At 72.4% G+C, this 19,389-nt stretch carries 20 protein-coding genes; 10 read left to right on the top strand and 10 right to left on the bottom strand.

Annotation, left to right across the window (positions count from 1 at the left end; translation table 11 throughout):
• From ACGFX9_RS29175 to ACGFX9_RS29185, 3 genes are all read left to right on the top strand, one after another.
• On the top strand, positions 1–687 hold the full coding sequence (locus ACGFX9_RS29175; protein ID WP_393479596.1) for a PadR family transcriptional regulator: 687 nt from the start codon (positions 1–3) through the stop codon (positions 685–687).
• Positions 688–764: 77 nt separating this feature from the next.
• Positions 765–899, top strand: coding sequence for a hypothetical protein (locus tag ACGFX9_RS29180; RefSeq protein ID WP_393478703.1), 135 nt, complete (start codon positions 765–767; stop codon positions 897–899).
• Between the two features lie 41 nt (positions 900–940).
• Positions 941–1,624 (top strand): glycerophosphodiester phosphodiesterase, encoded by a 684-nt coding sequence (locus ACGFX9_RS29185; RefSeq protein ID WP_393478707.1) that lies wholly within the window; start codon positions 941–943, stop codon positions 1,622–1,624.
• Positions 1,625–1,636: 12 nt separating this feature from the next.
• On the opposite strand, the gene ACGFX9_RS29190 is transcribed toward ACGFX9_RS29185, so the two are convergent.
• Positions 1,637–2,188, bottom strand: a complete 552-nt coding sequence (locus ACGFX9_RS29190) for a GNAT family N-acetyltransferase (protein WP_393478711.1) — start codon at positions 2,186–2,188, stop codon at positions 1,637–1,639.
• 97 nt (positions 2,189–2,285) lie between these two features.
• On the opposite strand from ACGFX9_RS29190, the gene ACGFX9_RS29195 reads away from it, so the two are divergent.
• Entirely contained in the window at positions 2,286–2,678 is a 393-nt protein-coding gene (locus ACGFX9_RS29195) for a VOC family protein (protein WP_393478717.1), read from the top strand.
• 8 nt (positions 2,679–2,686) lie between these two features.
• On the opposite strand, the gene ACGFX9_RS29200 is transcribed toward ACGFX9_RS29195, so the two are convergent.
• A complete protein-coding gene (locus ACGFX9_RS29200; RefSeq protein ID WP_393479598.1) occupies positions 2,687–3,235 on the bottom strand; it encodes a YciI family protein in 549 nt (182 codons plus the stop codon).
• A 326-nt stretch (positions 3,236–3,561) separates the two neighbouring features.
• Here ACGFX9_RS29200 and ACGFX9_RS29205 point away from each other — a divergent pair, with 326 nt between their 5' ends.
• Complete coding sequence (locus ACGFX9_RS29205) at positions 3,562–4,950, top strand: NAD(P)/FAD-dependent oxidoreductase (protein WP_393478725.1); 1,389 nt, start codon at positions 3,562–3,564, stop codon at positions 4,948–4,950.
• 17 nt (positions 4,951–4,967) lie between these two features.
• Here the strand turns inward: ACGFX9_RS29205 and ACGFX9_RS29210 are convergent, their stop codons facing one another.
• On the bottom strand, positions 4,968–7,271 hold the full coding sequence (locus tag ACGFX9_RS29210; protein ID WP_393478728.1) for a penicillin acylase family protein: 2,304 nt from the start codon (positions 7,269–7,271) through the stop codon (positions 4,968–4,970).
• A gap of 94 nt (positions 7,272–7,365) precedes the next feature.
• On the opposite strand from ACGFX9_RS29210, the gene ACGFX9_RS29215 reads away from it, so the two are divergent.
• On the top strand, positions 7,366–7,971 hold the full coding sequence (locus tag ACGFX9_RS29215; protein WP_393478731.1) for a chemotaxis protein CheB: 606 nt from the start codon (positions 7,366–7,368) through the stop codon (positions 7,969–7,971).
• Here the strand turns inward: ACGFX9_RS29215 and ACGFX9_RS29220 are convergent.
• From ACGFX9_RS29220 to ACGFX9_RS29240, 5 genes are all read right to left on the bottom strand, one after another.
• Complete coding sequence (locus ACGFX9_RS29220; protein WP_393478734.1) at positions 7,937–9,442, bottom strand: sodium:solute symporter; 1,506 nt, start codon at positions 9,440–9,442, stop codon at positions 7,937–7,939. The genes ACGFX9_RS29215 and ACGFX9_RS29220 overlap by 35 nt on opposite strands.
• Positions 9,439–9,813: a DUF3311 domain-containing protein gene (locus ACGFX9_RS29225; protein WP_393478737.1), complete on the bottom strand. Its 375-nt coding sequence runs from the start codon at positions 9,811–9,813 to the stop codon at positions 9,439–9,441. Before ACGFX9_RS29225 ends, ACGFX9_RS29220 begins: the two co-directional genes overlap by 4 nt.
• Positions 9,814–9,874: 61 nt before the next feature.
• Entirely contained in the window at positions 9,875–10,711 is an 837-nt protein-coding gene (locus ACGFX9_RS29230) for an SDR family NAD(P)-dependent oxidoreductase (protein WP_393478740.1), read from the bottom strand.
• 63 nt (positions 10,712–10,774) lie between these two features.
• The gene (locus ACGFX9_RS29235) at positions 10,775–12,214 is read right to left on the bottom strand and encodes an aldehyde dehydrogenase family protein (protein ID WP_393478743.1); all 1,440 of its coding nucleotides are present in this window, start codon (positions 12,212–12,214) and stop codon (positions 10,775–10,777) included.
• Entirely contained in the window at positions 12,211–13,443 is a 1,233-nt protein-coding gene (locus tag ACGFX9_RS29240) for a M20 family metallopeptidase (protein ID WP_393478746.1), read from the bottom strand. Before ACGFX9_RS29240 ends, ACGFX9_RS29235 begins: the two co-directional genes overlap by 4 nt.
• A gap of 160 nt (positions 13,444–13,603) precedes the next feature.
• Here ACGFX9_RS29240 and ACGFX9_RS29245 point away from each other — a divergent pair, with 160 nt between their 5' ends.
• A complete protein-coding gene (locus ACGFX9_RS29245; RefSeq protein ID WP_393478748.1) occupies positions 13,604–14,380 on the top strand; it encodes a FadR/GntR family transcriptional regulator in 777 nt (258 codons plus the stop codon).
• Positions 14,381–14,410: 30 nt separating this feature from the next.
• Here the strand turns inward: ACGFX9_RS29245 and ACGFX9_RS29250 are convergent, their stop codons facing one another.
• Together ACGFX9_RS29250 and ACGFX9_RS29255 are read right to left on the bottom strand one after the other, a co-directional pair.
• The gene (locus tag ACGFX9_RS29250) at positions 14,411–15,043 is read right to left on the bottom strand and encodes a MarR family winged helix-turn-helix transcriptional regulator (protein WP_393478753.1); all 633 of its coding nucleotides are present in this window, start codon (positions 15,041–15,043) and stop codon (positions 14,411–14,413) included.
• A 36-nt stretch (positions 15,044–15,079) separates the two neighbouring features.
• Positions 15,080–16,789 (bottom strand): FUSC family protein, encoded by a 1,710-nt coding sequence (locus tag ACGFX9_RS29255; protein WP_393478757.1) that lies wholly within the window; start codon positions 16,787–16,789, stop codon positions 15,080–15,082.
• Positions 16,790–17,012: 223 nt separating this feature from the next.
• Between ACGFX9_RS29255 and ACGFX9_RS29260 the strand changes: the two genes are divergently transcribed.
• The 3 genes from ACGFX9_RS29260 (at position 17,013) to ACGFX9_RS29270 (ending at position 19,336) form a co-directional block, all read left to right on the top strand.
• A complete protein-coding gene (locus tag ACGFX9_RS29260) occupies positions 17,013–17,567 on the top strand; it encodes a TetR/AcrR family transcriptional regulator (protein ID WP_393479602.1) in 555 nt (184 codons plus the stop codon).
• Between the two features lie 170 nt (positions 17,568–17,737).
• Positions 17,738–18,313 carry a DUF5134 domain-containing protein gene (locus tag ACGFX9_RS29265; protein WP_393478762.1) on the top strand — a complete coding sequence of 192 codons (576 nt, stop codon included), beginning with the start codon at positions 17,738–17,740 and terminating at the stop codon, positions 18,311–18,313.
• Positions 18,314–18,397: 84 nt separating this feature from the next.
• The gene (locus ACGFX9_RS29270) at positions 18,398–19,336 is read left to right on the top strand and encodes a M56 family metallopeptidase (RefSeq protein WP_393478766.1); all 939 of its coding nucleotides are present in this window, start codon (positions 18,398–18,400) and stop codon (positions 19,334–19,336) included.
• The last annotated feature ends 53 nt before the right edge of the window (positions 19,337–19,389 follow it).

A 19,389-nucleotide genomic window follows, 5' to 3' on the forward strand; every position in this document is an offset into this window, starting at 1 on the left:
ATCAGGCCTATGGCAGCCCCTGGACCCACCTCACCGCAGCGGCCCGACTCACCGCGGCACCCCGGCGAGCTGCCACCGACCGCGTGGGCCGTGCTCGGCCTGCTCTCCTTCCCCGGCGAACGGACGGGGTACGAGCTGAAGAAGTGGGCGGACGCCTCGCTCGGCCACTTCTACTGGTCGCCCGCCATCAGCCAGATCTACGCGGAACTGCGCCGCCTCGAAGCGCGCGGGTACGCCACGTCGCGGCGCTCGGGACCCGAGGAGCCCCGCGCGAAGCGGTCGTACGCCATCACCGACGAGGGCCGTACGGCGCTCGCCGGATGGGCGCGGGGCGCCGGGGACGCGGGGCCGCCCGTCCTGAAGCACCCGCTGCTGCTGCGGGTCTGGCTCGGGCACCTCGCGACCCCGGACCATCTGCGGGCCCTGGTGACCGAGCACATCGCGCGGACGCGGGGCGAGTTGGAGGAGGTGCGGGACGCGCTCGCCCGCGCGGAGGGGGTCGAGGCGTGGACGCATCCGCAGATCGTCCTCCGCTGGAGCGGGCGGCGCCTTGAGGCGGAGATCGAGCTGGCGGAGGCGATGCTGGCCGACCTGTCGCAAGCGGCGGCGCCGGAGCGGCCGGCGGAAGCGGCGGGGCCCTCCGCCTCGCCCGGTCAACTCCCGGAGGACTCGCCCACCCAAGGGTGACGTGGCTCGCGGCGCGGGGCCGCCGCCCGGTAGGACGGGCGGGGTCAGCAGTCCCCGCCGTATGGAGCAGTGCACCTGTGACCACCCGTGCCGTCCTTGTCGCCGCCGTCCTCACCGGGCTCGTCCTCGGCATCGTGGGAGGCAGAGCGGACGACTCCGATTCCTCCTGGCACCCCGGCAGGAGCGGTTCCATCGCTGAGGCGGGCCGTTAGGCTTCGAGCTCCGAGCCGCCGTCGACGGAAGCGAGTGAACCTTGAACTTCCTCACCATCGGTCACCGCGGGGTCATGGGTGTCGAACCCGAGAACACCCTCCGGTCCTTCATCGCCGCGCAAGCCGCGGGCCTCGATCTCATCGAGCTCGATCTGCATCTGAGCAAGGACGGCGCCCTCGTCGTCATGCACGACGCCGACGTGGCCCGTACGACCGACGGCAAGGGACCGATCGCCGAGAAGACCCTGGCCGAGCTGCGGGAGCTCGACGCGGGACGCGGTGAGCGCGTCCCCGTCTTCGAAGAGGTCCTCGACGCCGTGAAGGCGCCGTTGCAGGCCGAGATCAAGGACGTGGCCGCCGCGCGCGCCCTCGCCGAGGTGATGCACCGGCGCGACCTGGTGGGCCGCGTGGAGGTGATCTCCTTCCACGACGAGGCGATCGCCGAGATCGCGCGCCTCGTCCCGGGCGTACGCACCGCGCTCGTCGCCAGCCGCTACGGCACCGACGTCGTGGAGCGCGCCACGACGGTCGGCGCCACCACCCTCGTACTGAACATCAGGCGCCTGACGCTCGAGATCGTCGAGCGTGCCAGGAAGGCCGACCTGCGGATCATCGGCTGGGTGGTGAACACCCAGGACGACCTGCGGCTCGTGCGCGCGCTGCAGCTCGACGGGGCGACCACGGACTATCCGGAGATCAAGCGGACGGGCCGCTTCACCGCGTGACCGGTCCCGCGCTCAGACCAGCGGCTTGACCAGCAGCTCGAACTGCAGGTCGTCCCGCTGCGGAATGCCGAAGCGCTCGTCGCCGTACGGGAAGGGCGTCATCTTTCCCGTACGGCGGTAACCGCGCCGCTCGTACCAGGCGATGAGGTCCACGCGTACGGAGATCACGGTCATGTGCATCTCCGTCACCCCCCACGCCTCGCGGGCGGTCCGTTCGGCCTCGGCGATGATCACCTTGCCAAGGCCCGCGCCCTGGAGCGCGGGGCTCACCGCGAACATCCCGAAGTAGGCGTGCTCGCCGCGGTGTTCGAGCTGGCAGCAGGCGACGACGACGCCGTCGCGCTCGACCGTCACCAGCCTGCTCGTGGGCGATTTGATGACGTCGATGACGCCCTGCGGGTCGGTCCGCTGCCCCTGGAGGATGTCCGCCTCCGTGGTCCAGCCGCTCCGGCTCGAGTCACCGCGGTACGCCGACTCGATGAGCGCGACGAGGTCGTCGATGTCCGCGTCGGTGGCGTCCCGGAAGATGAGGTCAGTCGTGGTCGGCCGCGGTGCGGTGTCCATGGCGGGGGTTCTCCGATCTTTCTGTCCGGCCCACCGCCGTCCGGCACGGGGTGAGCGGGGCACCGCCGAGGGTATCCCGCCACTAAGGTGCGGGTGCATGGTGCATGTACTGAGCAGCAGGATCCTTCTCCGCCCCACCGACCCGGAGCGCTCGCGGGCCTTCTACGGCGAGGCGCTCGGCCTCGCCGTCTACCGCGAGTTCGGTACGGGACCGGAGCGCGGCACGGTCTACTTCCTCGGCGGCGGCTACGTGGAGGTCTCCGGCCGCTCCCAGACCCCGCCCGCGCCCGGCCTCCAGCTGTGGCTGCAGGTGGCGGACGTGCGGGCGGCGCACTCCGAGCTTCTGGAGCGGGGCGTGGAGGTGGTGCGGGAGCCGGTGAAGGAGCCCTGGGGGCTTGTGGAGATGTGGATCGCGGATCCGGACGGCGTCAAGATCGTCCTCACCGAAGTCCCGGCGGACCATCCTCTGCGGTACCGGCCCGGCATCTGAGCCGTGCGCTAGGACCGCCCGCCGAACTGCCACCTGTGGACCTCGATGGCGGCGTAGCGGTCCTCGGTCAGGACGGCGCGTGCCACTTCCGGGTCCGGCGCGCGGACCAGCGCAGCGGTGCCGAGCCAGGTGGCGCCGTCGTCGGAAAGCAGCGGACCGTAGGCGATGACCTCGTCACGGCCGGGCGGCACGGCGAGGTCGGCCGCCTCTCCCGCGGCGAGGCCGAGCACCAGGTAGCGGTTGCCTTCGGTGTCGCCACCGGGGAAGTCCCACATGGTGCGCCCCAGGGTGTCGCTCCACCGGCGGAGCAGCACGTCCCGGTACACGCCGGCTTGGTAGCCCGGCTCGTCGAAGGCGAACGCGCGGGCGGCGCCGGTGTCCGGCAGGTCGAGGATGTGCAGGCTGCCGGTGGGGGTCTCCCCGTCCTCGGCGAGCGTCGGACCGCGGGCGATCATCTCTGTCGCGTACCGGTCCATGTACGACCAGTGCTCTTCCAGCAGTTCGTCGCGCAGCGCCAAGGATTCGGGCCGATCGCGGTGGTAGCAGAGGAACTCCATGGGCGCAGTGTTCACCATCGCTCGACTCCCGCGGTGACTACCTCCGGCTCAGCGGGGCAGACGGCTGTTCCGAGGGTTCGGGTGATCCGGATGGCCGGATGATCCGAGGGTTCGGGGGTACCCGGAGATCCCCGCCCGGCGCATCCGAGGTGCGCCGCCCCGACCCCCGACAGAGGATGAACCGGACCCCTCTCCGAGGAGACCCGCATGTCCCCGCCGAGCTCCCGCGCAGCGCCGCGCGGGACCTTTCGGTCGGCCGCCGGCCTCGACGCGCCCCGGCCGTCCGGACCGCACCCGACACAGTCCAACCCCTGGAGCGATCTCGTATGCAACCTCCCCGGATTCTGATCGTCGGCGGCGGATTCGCCGGCATGGAGTGCGCGCACAAGCTGGAGCGGACGCTCAAGGCGCAGGACGCCGAGCTTCGGCTGATCAGCCCGACGGACCATCAGCTCTACCTGCCCCTGCTCCCGCACGTCGCCGCCGGCGTGCTCACCCCGCAGTCCGTGGCGGTGCCGCTGCGCCGGATGCTGCGGCGTACGGCGATCGTGCCGGGCGGGGCCATCGGCGTGGACCCGCACGCGAAGGCCGTGATCGTACGGAAGATCAACGGCGAGGAGGTCGTGGAGCGTTACGACTACCTCGTCCTGACGCCGGGCAGCGTGACCCGGCAGTTCGACATCCCCGGAGTCGACACGCACGCCGTGGGCGTGAAGACGCTGGCCGAGGCCGCCTGGATCCGCGACCACGTCATCTCACAGCTCGACCTGGCGGCGGCCAGCACGGACCGCGCCGAGCGGGAGGCCCGGCTGCAGTTCGTGGTCGTCGGCGGCGGGTACGCCGGTACGGAGACCGCGGCGTGCCTGCAGCGCCTGACCTGTGCCGCCGTGAAGCGCTACCCGGGGCTCGATGTCTCGCAGGTCAAGTGGCATCTGGTCGATGTGGCGCCGAAGTTGATGCCCGAGCTGGGAGACCGGCTCGGCGAGAAGGCCCTCGCCATCTTGCAGCGGCGCGGCGTGGATGTGTCCCTCGGTGTCTCGGTGGCCAAGGCGACCGAGGACACCGTCACCCTCACCGACGGGCGCACGCTGCCCTGCCACACGCTGATCTGGACGGCCGGGGTCGCGCCGAGCCCGCTCATCGCGACGCTGGGCGCCGAGACCAACCGGGGCCGTCTGGTCGTCAAGCCGGATCTGACGGTGCCCGGACTTGACGGCGTCTTCGCGCTCGGCGACGCCGCGGCCGTGCCGGACCTCGTCAAGGGCGGCGACGCGATCTGCCCGCCGACCGCGCAGCACGCCATGAGGCAGGGCTGGGCCGCCGCGCGGAACGTCGCCGCGGCGCTGCGGGGCACGCCGCTGACCGCCTACCGGCACAAGGACATGGGCCTGGTCGTCGACCTCGGTGGCGCACAGGCCGTATCGAAGCCGATGGGGGTGCAGTTGACGGGCTTCCCCGCGCAAGTGGTCGCACGTGGCTACCACTTGGGGGCGCTGCGCACCCTGACCGCACGCTTCCGCACGGCCGCGAACTGGGGGCTCAACGCGGTCGCGGGCGACGACTACGTACGCACCGGGTTCCAGTCCCAACGTCCTGCCACGCTCAGGGACTTCGAGCAGACGGACGTCTATCTCTCGGCTGAGGAGATCCACGAGCGGGTGACGGCACAGGTGGCGGGGCGTTCGATGGCGCCGGAGAAGCCGCGGTTCGCATAACCGCGACCGGACCCCGTTCACGAGCGGCGGCCGGCGGCCGGTCGCAGGGTGATCGTCCGCCGCGTGTGCTTCTCCACCGCCTCGCGGGAGTAGAGGAGCGGGAAGGAGCCGTCGGCTGCCCAGCTCGCGAACAGGTCGTCGTAGTGCGGGCTGCCCGGAACTCCGGACTGCCCCGGCGAGTTCATCGCCACGGAGTCGTCCCAGGAGCCGACGTCCACGACGATCCGGAAGGTAGCCCCCGCGGTCTGCCTGAACCCCGGCCCGTAGCCGGCGGCTCCCACGGTGTCCCCGCTGCCGCCGCGCGGGGCGGGCCCCACGGAGGCCCACCGCGGGGCGGGGCCGTCGAGCAGGGCGGCGATGGGGTGGTGCGGGTGGGCGTGGTGGAGCGCGCCCCAGGCCCAGGCGGCGGGGTCGGCCCCCAGGAGTGCGGTGGCTTCCTCGACGGCAGCGCCGAGCGTGCTGAGCAGCAGGGCGGGGTCCGGGGCGGCGTCCAGGAGCTCAAGGTCGATGCGGGCGTCGGCTGCCGCGTCCTCGCCGGGAAGGACCCGCGCAAGGGCCCGGGCCCGCTGCTCCTCCCCCACGACCGCGCCGAGCGCCCGCTCCAGGAGGGCCGGGCGCAGGTGCCGCCGGTACCAGATCTCGAAGAGGGCGGCGGCCGGGGAGTCGGCGGTGAGGCGGGCGTCCCAGTCACGCAGGAGGGTGAGGGCACCTGCCACGGGACCCTCGCCCCGCAGCTCTGCGAGCAGCTTCTGGGCCCGGCGTCCCGGCAGGCTCACGTAGTCCGACTGCAGCCGTACGCAGTCCTCGACCGTCCAGGCCGCGTGCGCGCCCAGTTCCTCGCTGATGCGGTCGTGGCGTGTGGGTGCGTACCAGTCGTACGTCACCGTCTTCTCGGCGTTGGGATAGGTGGGCGGCAGGTTCAGCTGGTTGGCCGTGGCGAACCAGCCCTGGGCCGGGTCGCGTACCGAGGGGAGTTCCTCGACGTCCAGGAAGCCGTCCCACTCGTAGCGGCCGTCGCCGGGTACGGGGAGGGTGCCGTCCCAGCCGCGGCGGACCGGGACGCGGCCCGCGGGGCGCCAGCCGATCGTGCCGTCGGGCGACGCGTACACCTGGTTCTCGCCGGGGGCTCCCCAGCGGCGCATCGCCGCCACGAACGCGTCGGGGCTCGCCGCCCGCATGTAGTCCATGCTGCCCAGGTAGGGGGCCATGCCGGGGCCGAGCCAGGCGGCCCGGACGGCGAACGCGGCGTTCCGGGACGGGAGTTCGCGGATGACCGGGCCGTGGCGGGTGAACCACAGCTCGGCGGGGACCGCGTCGCCGCCGCGCACCGGGACCGGCTCCGTGACGCGCGTCATCGGCTCCCAGCGGCCCTGGTACCAGTACTCGTGCGGGTTGGCCGGGTTCGTGCGGTAGACGTACAGGTCCTCCTGGTCGATCGGGAAGATCGTCAGGCCGAAGGCGACGTGGCCGTTGTGGCCGATGGAGATGCCGGGCAGGGCCGGTTCGCCCGCTCCGATCACGTCGATGCCGGGCGCCGAGAGGTGCGCGAGGTAGCGCAGCGCGGGCAGGGTGATGCCGCGGTGCGGGTCGTTGGCCAGGAGGGGGCGGCCGGTGGCGGTGCGGGAGGGGGCGATGACCCAGTTGTTGGAGCCGTCCAGGCCCTGGCGGGGCGCCGCGCCCGCCGCCCACGGGGGCGTGGTGGCCATCTCGTACGCGCGGAGGACGTCGGAGGGGATGACGCTCAGGTCGAGTCCTTCGGGGACGCGCAGCCGGTGCGGCGCGGGTTCGCGGCGGCGGCGCAGGTCCTCCGCTTCGGGGCCGTGGTCGCGCAGGGTGAGGGCGCGGGCGACCTCGTCGTGGAGGTTGTACTGGAGGCCGTGGCTGCGGATGCGGGCCACGTCGGAGGGGCTCCAGTAGGCCGGTTCGTAGCCCAGGAGGCCGAATTCGGGCGGCAGTTGAGCCGGTTGTGCACGGCACAGGGACACGTACGCGTTGATGCCGTCGATGAACGCCGTCGTCACGCGCTCCGTGCCGGCTCCGTACGCGCGCCACTCCTCGGCCATGTCGCCGCGGTAGAGGAACAGCCGCGCCGCGCGGTCGTGTTCGGCGTACTCCCGCCCCAGCACCTCGGAGAGCAGGCCGAGGCCGCGCCGCCGCCACAGGTCCAGCTGGAAGAGGCGGTCGCGGGCCGCGTTGAAGCCCTGGGCGAGGAAGAGGTCGTCCTGCGACGCGGCGTACAGATGCGGGACGCCCCACCGGTCGATCCGTATCTCCACGGGTTCCCGGAGCCCCGGCACCTCGTAGAAGTCCCTGTCCGTCATTGTGGGCGTCGCCTCCATGCTCCGATTGTCTTCGTACGGGGCTCGCGCGCCGTGACGTCTCCGGCAGGGGCCGCGGCCGAGTTAACGTTCATGTGTGAGCAGCAATCATCCGCGTGAGTCCCACGATCTTGACGCCGCCGTGGTGGTGGCCTCGTCCGCAGGGGGAATCCAAGGCCTGCGGACGCTGCTGTCCGGCTTGGACGCCGGGTTCCCGGCGGCCGTGCTGGTGGCCCAGCATCTGCGCCGCGGCCGTGAGACGCGTATCGCCTCCATCCTGTCCCGGTCCACCACGCTCTCCGTCAAGCTGGCCGAGGACGGCGATCAGCCGGTGGCGGGGACCGTCTACATCGCCCCGCCCGATCACCATCTGTGTGTCCGGGACGGTGGAAAGCTGGCGCTGACCCAGGAGCGTCCGGTCAACTACGCGCGCCCGGCCGCCGACCCGCTCTTCGAGACGGCGGCGAAGACGTTCGGGCCGCTGGTGACGGCTTGTGTGCTCACCGGAGCGGACGGGGACGGCGCCCGGGGCGTGGAGGCGGTGAAGGCGCGTGGCGGCACCGTGATCGTGCAGGACCCCGATACGGCCCAGTTCCGCGGGATGCCGAAATCCGCGATCGAGACCGGCCGGGTCGACTTCGTGCTGCACGCCGAGGACATCGCGCCCCTCATCCGCCGGCTCGTGCAGGAACCCCGGGACTGAGCCGGTCAGGCCCCGGTGCGAGGCGGACCACCGACAGGAGTACGGCGAGGTTGGCGGCGAGCGCGATGATGCCGCCGTTCACGCCGTGGTACGGGTCGTTGTCCGTGGCCCACAGGAGCGTCATCACCGCCAGACCGGTCAGCATGCCCGCGACGGCGGCCCGCGCGGTCAACCGCCGCCAGAACAAGGCGAGGAGCACGACCGGGACGAGCTGCGCCAGACCCTCGTAGGAGAGGACGGAGAGCTCGACGAGGGTGTTGGGGTAGAAGAGGCTGCCCGCGAGGGCGATCAACCCGGCGATGACACAGACCAGTTGGGACAGCCGCTTGGTCCGCATGTCGTTCGCGTCGCCTGACGTGCCGGGCGCGCGACGGCGTGCCCGCGGGTCGGCGCCGTTGCCGCCGCCGAGGATCGTACGGCCCCACAGTGTGCCGATGGAGAGCATGAAGACACTCATCGGCACGATCGCCGAGAGCGCGCCCGCGACGCCGATGAGCGCGACGACGGGTGCGGGCAGCGAGTCGGTGACCAGGCTGAACAGGGCGAGGTCGGGGTTGCCGAGCGTCGGCATCACGAAGAGCGCCGTGGCGCCGACCACCATCGGTACGAACAGGAGCAGTTGGTACCAGGGCAGGAGCAGCGCGTTGCGCCGCAGCGCGTTCGGGCTCTTCGCGCTGAGGTAACCGGCCACGGTGGTCGGGAAGATGGTGATCGTGACGGCGTTCAGGACCACGGTGCTCAGGAACCACATGGCGTTGCGCCCGCCGGACTCGTGCCCGGGGAAGGTCAGCCACTCGGGCTTCTCGGTCACCATCCGCTGCATGAAGTCGCTGAACCCGCCGAGGTAGTGCATCGGGATGTACACGGCGAGGAACACCACGGCGACGATCACCAGCATGTCCTTGAGCACGCTCACCCAGGCCGAGCCGCGCAGCCCGGACACGAGGATGAACACCTCGGCCACGACGAAGGAGATGACGGCGGCGAGCTTGAGATCGACGCTGCCGTACGTCATCGCGTTCACGACGACGCCCATGCCCTGAATCTGCACCTGGATGTAGGGGACGATGAAGACCGTCGCGACGACGGCGACGAGAATCCCCACCGGCCGTGAGCGGAACCGGAATTCGGCGATGTCGGCGATCGAGATCAGGCCGTGCCGGGTCGCGTACGTCCACAGGGCGGGCCCGACGACGTACGCGACGGCGAAGCCGACGGTCAGATAGGCGACCAGGTAGAGGATGGGCGCGCCGAAGGAGTAGGACCAGCCCGCGGTGCCGAGGAACGAGAAGCTCGTGTACGTCTCGCCGGCCATGAGCAGCCAGATGAACAGGACGCCGAGTCCGCGGCTCGACACGGACCATTCGGCGAGGCCCTTGGACCGGCCGCGGGCGCTCCACACGCCGATCCCGATGGTGGCGACCATGGCGAGCCCGAAGACGGTGGTGGCGACGGCTGCGGAGCCGTTCATCGGCGGCCTCCTTCGGGGTCGGTGTCGGTGTGTACGAGATCGTCGGCGGGGATGGGTTCCACCGCGCCCGTGCGGTACGCCGGGTCGAGGCGGGCGGCGAGCCAGATCACGAGCGGGCTGATCACCGTGGCGGCGATGACCCAGGCGAGGAGGAAGGGGATGCCGAGGACGCGCGGTTCGATGCGGTTGGCCACGAACGGGGCGAGGCCGTAGAGCAGGACGGGGACGAGGAGCAGCCAGAGGGAGGGGCGGGCCACGCCGCGCAGGGTGGGCAGCCCGTCGAAGGGCGAGGCGTCGGAGGGGTGCGAGGCGTCGGGGGCAGCCTCGGCGGCTGCGTCTTCTTTCGGGCCGTCATCAGCTGTCGGGGGCATGGGGGGACTCCTTGGGGGCGGTGTGAGGGGAGCACCGGTGCGGCGTCGGCGAGCGGGAGGGTCACACGGAGGGGTCGTAACGGCCGTCGACCGCGGTCCAGCCGCCGTCGACGCTCAGCACGGTGCCGGTGACGAAGGTGGACGCGTCCGACACGAGATAGGCGACGGCTCCGGCGAGTTCGTCGGCGCGGGCCCACCGCTTGAGCGCGGAGGCCTGGGCGTAGGCATCGAACCATGCGGGGTCGGCGGCGATCTGGTCGGTGAGCGGAGTACGGACGACGCCGGGCGCGACCGCGTTGAAGCGCACGCCCTGCGGTCCCCATTCTGCCGCCGCGGTCCGCAGCAACTGGATCAGCCCCGCCTTGGACGCGGCGTACGGCCCCTGCCCGGGCTCCACCTGGAAGGCCCGCATCGAGGAGAACCCGACGACACTCCCCCGGCCGCGCTCGGCCATGCCGGGGGCGACGGCCTGGATGAGCGTGAGATAGGAGCGCAGGTTGAGGGCGATGACACGGTCGAACTCGTCGAGGCCGTAATCGGCGATGCGCTTGCGTACGTTGGCGCCGACGGTGACGACGAGCCCGTCCAGCGGCCCCCACGCGGCGACGGCGGCACGGACGGCTTCGGGGTCGAGGACGTCAAGGGGGTGGGTGACGGCGGTGCCGAGGCGGGTGCGGGCGGTGTCACCGGTGCCGGCGCTCGGGGCGGCCGGCTCCGTCGCACTCCCCGCCACCGCCAGCGCCGCCGTCTCCTGAGCGCCCTGCGTGTCCCGGTCGGCGACGATGACGTGCGCGCCCTGGGCGACCAGCGCGCGGGTGGCCTCACGGCCGATGCCGCTCGCCCCGCCCACGACCGCGACGCGGCGTCCGTCGAGCCGGAACAGATTCGCGTAATCCATGGTGGTGCTGCCTCTCTTACCGGGGGGCCTGCTTCTGCCTGACCCCGAGTCGGGCGTCAGGGCCTACGGCCGGATGACGGCCATCCGCGTCACCGTCATCTCCTCGATCGCGAACCTCGGGCCCTCGCGCCCGATGCCGGAGTCCTTGACGCCTCCGTAGGGGGCGATGTCGCTTCGGTAGCCCGGGACTTCGTTCACCACGACGCCGCCGACCTCCAGGCGGTCGACGGCCCACAGCGCCGCGCGCAGATCGCCGGTGAAGACAGCGGCGTGCAGGCCGTAGCGGCTCGCGTTGACCAGGTCGTACGCGGTGTCCAGATCCGGCACCGCGCGCAGGCAGACGACGGGACCGAAGATCTCCTCGTCCCAGGCCGGTTCGCCGTCAGGCACGTCCGCGAGCAGGGTCGGGGTGACGCACCGGCCGCCCGCGTCGCGGACTCCCCCGGCCACCACGCGCGCGCCCGCCGCCCGCGCCCGCCCGATCCAGTCGAGCACCCGCTCCGTCGCCGTCTCGTCGATCAGCGCCGATACGCGGGTCTCAGGGTCCCGCGGGTCACCGACCACCACATCCGGCAGCCGCCCCGCGAGCCTCTTCTCGAACTCCTCCGCGACCGCGGCCACGACGATGACCCGCTGTACGGAGATGCAGGCCTGCCCCGACGCGTAGAACCCGCCCCGCACCACCGCGTCGGCCGCCGCGTCGAGGTCGGCGTCGGCGGCCACGACGAGCGCCGCGTTGGAGCCGAGTTCGAGGACCACCTTGCGGGGCGCCGCGTCCCGCGCGATGCGGTGGCCGACGGCGGCGGACCCGGTGAAGGAGACCGCCGCGACCTCCGGGTGCGTGGTGAGCGTACGGCCGACTTCCACGTCACCCGTGACGAGCTGCACGGCCCCGGCGGGCGCGCCCGCCGCCACGAGCTGTTCCCGTACGAGATGGACGAGCCGCAAGGTGGCGAGCGGGGTGGCCGGTGCGGGCTTGACGATCACCGGGCAGCCCGCGGCGAGCGCCGGTGCGATCTTGTGGGAGGCGAGCAGCACCGGGTAGTTGAAGCCCGCGATGCCGACGACGACGCCGACCGGCCGCCGCGTCCAGAAGCCGAACAGGCCCTCTCCGGACGCCTGGAGGTCCAGCGGCACCGTCTCCCCGTGCAGATGGGCCACCTCGTCCGCTGCGGACTCCCACGTGGCCACGGAGCGCCGCATCTCGATGTCGCAGTCGATCCTCGGCTTCCCCGTCTCCAGGACGAGCAGGTCCACCAGCTCCGGCGCCGCTTCGGCCACCGCCGCCGCGACCCCGGCGAGCACCTGCCTGCGCACCCCCGCGGTCAGCCTGCCGACCTGTGCGCGGATCGACGCGGCGTGCTCGACGGCGCGGCCCGCGAGGTCCTCGTCGCCGACCGGCGCCGCGCCGATCTCGCTCCCGTCGTACGGAAAGCGGACGGCCTGGCTGCCGGGTGCGCTCACCCAGCCGTCCGCGATGGGCAGCCCTTCGGGATACGTCATCGTGCGCCTCCGGTGGCCGCGTTCAGGAACGAGCGGGCCGCCGCGGCGTACACCCGCGTGTACTCGACGATCTCGCGCACCTCCACGAACTCGTCCTTCTGGTGCGCGATCCACTTCCCGCCGGGGCCGTAGACGACCGTCGGCAGTCCGGCGTCGCGGGTGAGGATGGTGCCGTCCGTGGTGCCGGGCACGGCACCGAACGGCGGTGCGGCGCCGTGTACTTGACGGTGTCCGTCGACAAGGGCGGTGACCACCGGATGATCCTCGGGAAGCTCGATGGCGGGCCGGTCGTCGACGACCGTGAGCCCGACACCCACGCCCACACTCCCGGCCGCCTCAGCCGCGAACTCCCTTATACGTGCGATGAGTTCCGTGTGGTCGGTGCCGGGAATCGTGCGTACGTCGATGCCGACGAGCCCGTGGGCGGGGATGACGTTGAGCTGGTCCGGGTCACCGCCGTGCAGGACGGTGGGCGTGACCGTCACGCTCCCGGCGTGCGGGTGGGTGCCGTACCGCTCCTCGGCCCAGGTCTGGACGTGGCCGAGCGCCTCGACGATGCGGGCGCCCGCCACGATCGGGCTCCTGGCCTCCTGCGGCATGGCGCCATGGGCCATCACCCCGTCGAGATCCAGCCGGAGCCGGATGCCGCCGCGGGCGGATGTGCACACCTCGTACCCCTCGGGCTCGCAGACGATGACTCCGTCCACCTCACGCGCCAGGGGCGTCGCGGCGAACGCCTTCGCGCCGAGCATCAGCCCTTCCTCGTCGCACAGCACGCCGAGGACGATGCGGCCGGGGAAGGGGCCCGCGAGCTGGAGAGCCCGCACGCCGTAGATCATCGCGGCGACACCGGACTTCATGTCGGCGGAGCCGCGCCCCCAGAGTCTGCCGTCCCTGATCTCGGCTCCGTAGGGGTCGACGCTCCAGTCCTCCGGATCCCCTTCCGTGACGACGTCGATGTGCCCTTCGAACATGAGGGTCGGCCCGTCGCCGCCCCCGCCCTCGATGACGGCGACGGTGTTGGGCCGCCCGGGCGCGACCTCGACCACGTCGTACGTCCAGCCGAACTCGGTGAAGAGCCGGGCGACGAGTTCGGCGGCGGGTCGCTCGACCTCGGTGGCGCCGGCCGCGTTGACGGTACGCAGGCGGACCAGATCCTGGGTGAAGGCGACGACGGCCGCGGAGTCGATGTCCACGGCCGCGGCGGACGCGCTTGAGCTGGTGTGCATGGAACCTCCAAGTCGGCCGACCACAAGGCCAGTCGACTGGTCAGACCAGTTGAGTTCCCGTACTCTGCCTCCACGTTCACGGCCGGGTCAACCACCAGATCTTGGTTTTTCCGCGCCGCGACCGTGTGACGAAAACTCGCACTGTGGAGGGGGCGTACCGATGGCCGCCGACGACGCCGACCTGTTCCAGCCGGTCACACCGGTTCGTGCCTATCAACGCGTGGCCCAGCAGATCGAGGAGCGCATCCTCAGCGGCGACCTGCCGCCAGGCTCGCGGCTCCCTGCGGAGCGCGAACTGGTCCACCGCTTCGATGTCGGCCGCTCCACGGTCCGCGAGGCGCTGCGCGTCCTGCAGTCGGCCGGGCTGATCCGCTCCCGGCCCGGCGATCCGCTGGGCGCCGAGGTGCTCGGTGTCTCCCCCGACAATCTCAGCCAGGCCCTCGGCCGCCTCACCCGCTCCAGCGTGTCCACGCTCGGCGAGCTGGTGCAGTTCCGCATGCTGCTCGACGCCGAGTCCAACCGCCTGGCGGCGCGCCTGCACGGCGAGGACGATCTGGCCCGCATGCGCGAGCAGATCGCCCGCATGGAATCGCTCAGCGGCGGCGGCCCGGCGTCCCTGCACGCGTTCAGCGAGGCGGACGCGCTCTTCCACCGGGCGATCGCCGAAGCGAGCGGCAACTCGCTCCTCGGCCTGTGCGCACGCGCGGTGCACGAGGCGGTGGTCGAGGTCATCGAGAAGAAGATCGCCGGCGTCACGGACACCACGGCCTGGATGGCACGCTCCATATCCCACCACCGCGAGGTGCTTGCCGCGATCGCCGCGGGTGACGGCCCGCTGGCGGCCCGCCTCGGCCGCGAGGCGCTGCACGACTACTACGCCGAGCATGTGGAGCCGGAGACACGGGAGTTGCTGGCTGCGGCGGTCGAGGACCACTGAGGCCGCCGGGTGCGGGCGGGCGGCTCCGGCTCAGCCCCTCAAACCCGGCGACAACCCGAGCCGCCCCTCCAACTGCCCCAGCAACTCGCCGAGCAGCGAGCTGAGTTGACCCTGGCCGACCTCGTCGAGGCCCGCCAGGACCACCGTCTCGTAGGCGAGCTGGTCGGGCAGGATCGAGTCGACCAGGTCGCGGCCCTCGTCGGTGAGGCGGACATGCGAGACGCGACGGTCACGGGTGTCGGCGCGCCGGTCGACCAGGTCGCGCTCCTGGAGCTGCTTGAGCCGCTTGGTGACGGCGGCACCCGAGGAGAAGGTCTCGCGGGCCAGTTCGCCGGGCGTCAGCTCATGGCCGGTGCGGCGCAGGGCGCCGAGAAGGTCGAACTCGGGTCGGGTCAGGCCGACCCGGCGCAATGGGGCGTCCTCGGCCTGTTGCAGGAGGGCGGCACAGCGATTGATGCGCCCGATGACCTCCATCGGACCGGTGTCGATGTCCGGCCGCACGGCCTGCCACTGCCGCACAACCGCGGCGACGGTGTCGCGCGGCACGGGGGGCGTGCCGGAGGCGCCGGACGCGGTGGACGCACCGTTCGACGTGCTCGGGGTGCCGTCTTCCGTGCGGGAAACGGCGTTCGGCGCCGTGTCCCGTTCGCTCCCGTTCCTCATGCGTTCCTGTCCTCGCTCTTCGCGCCGTCCGGCCCGTCACACCCGTACGCGCTCGCCGTTCGCCATGCCACGTACCGTCGCCGCGAGCGTACGGTGTCCCGCCTGCTCGGAGGCCATCACCCGCTGCTCCGGCAGGGCGCGCTGCCACCACTCGCCCGCCGCCGCGTCATTGGCGGTGCGCAGGTCGACCAGCGCTGCCGTCAGGCGGCGGCGCGCGGGCCGCAGGGTGTCAGGGTTGCGGGACGGGGCCGACAGGGCCTGCTCGGCGTGGGCGCGGGCCCGGTCCGTGGCGTCGATGGCCAGCTCGATGTGGTCGGCGGCGCGCCGGTTGGTGACGGCGATCGCGGCGGCGATGCCGAGCAGCGCGCCCACCAGGGTGTCCACGATCCGGTCGAGCATCAGCTCTCCCGGCTGCTGGAACCTCGCGAACTCCGTGACGAGGAGCGCCATCGGCGTGACGCACACGCTGCCCAGCCAGTAGTTGCGGCCCATCAGCGCCTCGGCCCCGAAGGCCAGCGCCAGGCAGCACAGGATGAGCGCGGCGTGGCCGAGGTGGGCCACCGGCACGATCACGGCGAAGGCGAGCACCCCCACGAGGTTGCCGACCACGCGCTGTACGCCCCTGCTCCAGGTGAGCGTGACGTTGGCCTGGTAGAGCGAGGCCGCCGTGACCAGGGCCCAGTAGGGGCGGCCGACGCCGAGGGCCAGGGACGCGTACCCGGCGAGCGCGCACCCGACGGCGGTGCGCAGCGCGATGGGCAGCAGCGGAGATCCGGGGCCGAGGCGCCGCCAGAGGGAAGCCACCTTGGCCCCCTTGGACGCTGCCGCCAACTCGGCTTCCACTCCCAGGAGTTCGTCGTCCATATCCGGGCGTACGTCGCCGGGGCGGGGCACGGCGCCCGTGCCCCGCAGGCCCGCCGCCCAGGTGCGCAGCAGGGCGGGGTCCGCCGCCGATGGCTCCGCGAGGGCGTCCTCGGCGCGGATCACCAGGCGCTCCATCGCACGCCGCGCCGCCGTACGGGCACCGGTGGCGAACAGGGACTGCCAGGCCGCGTGCACTGCCGCGGCCGCCCCCTGCCGCGCACGCTCACGGCCGGGGCCCGCGGCATCGGCGTACACGGCATCGGCATAGGCGGCTGCCGCGTTCAAGGCGCGCGCGGTGGCCCGGCGCTCGGGGCCGTGCGGACGGACCAGAGCGGGGGCCATGCCGACAAGCCAAGCGACGGCGCCCGCGCCGAGCGTCAGGGCGAGGTGGCCCGGGACCTGCCCGATGGCCTGCGGCGCGAACAGCGTGGCCGAGCTGATGAAGGTGAAGATGAGGTGGCCGGGCGGGCCGACGCGGGTCGCGTCGCAGAGCGTCTTCTGGGCGGCGGCGAGCAACGCCCCGACGGCCACGAGCACCGCCGCGGACGTGGTGAGCGAGGCGGTGACCATGGCCACGGCGACACTGGCCAGCATTCCGGCGACGACCCAGGCGAGGGCGCGGGCGCGCGCGGCGTAGGGGAGGTTGTGGGTGTAGAGGGCACAGAACGATCCGGCCATCGTGTACATCACGAGGTCGAGGCGGCCGAGCGCGAGCAGCGTCAGATTGGGGATCGCGGTGGCGACGACCACGCTCGACGCGGGCTTGAACCAGATGTCGGACGGCTTGCCGGGGCGCAGCACACCGGCGAGCGGGAGTCGGCGGACCCGCGAGGGACGGGAGGGAGTGGGCAAGTGGGGTGAGGGTGACGGTGTGCTGCTCATACCTAGAACATTAGCAAGTGTTTTACTCGGAAAATGCTTTTCCCCTGAGGCCTCGAGGGTCTCCTCGGTCACATGCGTGGCCGATACCCTGGGCTGACTGAAATTCCGGTCAAGGCCTGAAACGGAGTGCGTGAACCCGATGCCCGACCCCAAGCCACAGCCCCAGTCCCAGTCGGAGTCATCGGCGAGGCCCGGCCGGCTGTCCGGCCGACAGGTCCTGATCATGGAAGCCGCGGTGCGCGTCATCGCCCGCAGCGGCGTGCGCGGGCTGCGGGTCGAGGAGCTCGCGGCCGAGGCCGGGGTCTCCACCGCGCTGATCTACTACCACTTCAAGGACCGGGCGGGGCTGGTCCGGCGGACCCTGGAGTTCATCAACGACCGCGCGACGGCGTACACGGACAAGGCGGTCGCCGAGGCCGCCGACGCCCGCGACGAGCTGGAGCAGCTGCTCCTGACGGAGCTCCAGGACACCCCGCAGGTACGCGAGAACAGCACGGCCTGGGGCGAGTTGAGGGCCAGCGCCATCTTCGAGCCCGAGGGCCTGCGGGACGCCCTGGCCCACGCCACCCAGGCATGGGTGAACGACGTCGCCGACGCGATCCGCGCGGCTCGGAGCGCGGCTGCGGCTTCCCCCGCGGCCGACCCGGTCGACTCCGCTGAGCGGCTCACGGCTCTGGTCGAGGGGCTCAGCGAGCGGTGGCTCAGCGGTTCGCTGCCGCTGGAGCGGGCGCGGGAACTGCTCAGTGGGGCGATCGCCCTCGAGCTCGGCGAACGGTAGGCGCAGGCAGCAGGCGAGAGGGCGGGAGAAGGGACAGGCCGAGGGACGTCTCCGTCCGCTCCCCCTGTGCTCCCCGCGTACCCCCGTGCGCTCGCATACGACTCCGCGTGCGAGGGCATCGACCCGACGACACCGTCGATCGTGTCGACCGTCGATCGGGGAGGTGCGCGGTGCACGGACCGGTGCAGGCCGGCTGGCTGCTCGTCGCGCTGTGTGCGGCGACCGGGTCCTACTGTCTGCTGCGCATGCGCAGCAGACTCGAGGAACAGCGCCGGGCCGCGGGCGGCGAGGCGCTGATGGGGTTCGGGATGGCGTTGATGGCGCTGCCCGCCGTCGTACTGACTCCGCCGCGGTGGGCCTGGCTGGGGTACACGGCCGTGTTCGGCGCGGCAGCGTGCCGCGCGCTCTGGGCGGCCCGACGGGATCCGCACCACCTGCATCACTCGGTCGGCGCCTGCGCCATGGTCTACATGGCGGTAGCCATGGCCGCGACACCGGCCGCCCACGCGGGCCACGGCGGCGGGGGCTCACCGGCGCTCACCGGCGCGTTGCTGCTGTACTTCGCCGGTTACGTGCTCTGGTCGGGGGTCCGCCTGCTGCCCGTACCGACGTCGACGGCGGTGGTGGAGGGGGGCCGGGGTGGCAGCGGCATGGTGGCCATGGGCTGGGCCGACCGTCCGGAACTGGCGATGGTGTGCCGTCTGTCCATGGGGATCGCCATGATCGCGATGCTGCTGACCCTGTGAGAGACACCCTCGACCGCCGTGGCGTGCGTCACTTGAGGCGATAGGTCATACCCTCCGGTAGCGCCGTCCTCATAGTCTGGGCGCATGTTGCTCCCTGTCGCACTGTTGCTGCTGGGCGCCCTCACCGCCGTCGTCGCCCCGCGTCTCCTCGCACGCGCCGACTGGCCGGAGCGCGAACCGGTGGTCGCGCTGTGGGCGTGGCAGTGCGTCGTGGCGGGTGTCCTGATGTGCTGCGTCTTGTCGATGACCCTGAGCGCCGCCGCCGCGTGGCAGGCCGTGCGCGGCCATGTCTTCGCCCCCGCGCCGCGCGATGTCGTCGAGGCGTACGCCCTCGGGGCCGGGGGCTCCTGGGCCGCGCCCGCCACGGCCGTGGCGCTGGCGCTGGGCGGTGTATGGACCGCGGCGATGCTGACCCGGGAGATCGCCCGGGCGCGGGCCCGGCGTCGCAAGCGGCGGGCCGAACTCCTCCTGCGCGCGCCGCTTTTGCCGGGCGAGGAGCCCGGCGCGGACCGTCTCGTCGTCCTGGAGGGCGAGCGCCCCGACGCCTGGTGGCTGCCGGACACGGCGCCCCAACTGGTCATCACCACCGCGGCGTTGCGTCGCCTGAAGGGGCGGCAGCTTGATGCCGTGCTCGCCCATGAGCAGGGTCACGCGCAGGCGCGGCACGACTGGCTCCTGCACTGCTCGGGCGCGCTGGCCACGGGGTTCCCGCAGGTGCCGGTCTTCGCGGCGTTCCGGGGTGAGATGCACCGCCTCGTCGAGCTGGCCGCCGATGATGTGGCCTCGCGGCGCTTCGGGCGCCTGACGATCGCCCTCGCCCTGGTCGAACTGAACGAGGACCGGGGTGTGTTCGGCCCCTGTCCCACCCCGCAGGCCCATGTACCGCAGCGCGTGCACCGTCTGCTGTCCGCCCGGCCCCGGCTCACCGCGGGACGGCGACTGCGCCTGACGGCCGCCGCGGCGCTGGTGCCGGTGGTCCCGCTCCTGGTGACGTTCGTGCCGGGGCTGCGGGCGCTGGGGTAGGGGTTACGGGCGCCGGGCACGGCACAGCCAGCACGGCACCGCATGACGCAGCA

Source organism: Streptomyces sp. NPDC048436, from assembly GCF_043200355.1.
Classification (GTDB): Bacteria; Actinomycetota; Actinomycetes; order Streptomycetales; family Streptomycetaceae; genus Streptomyces.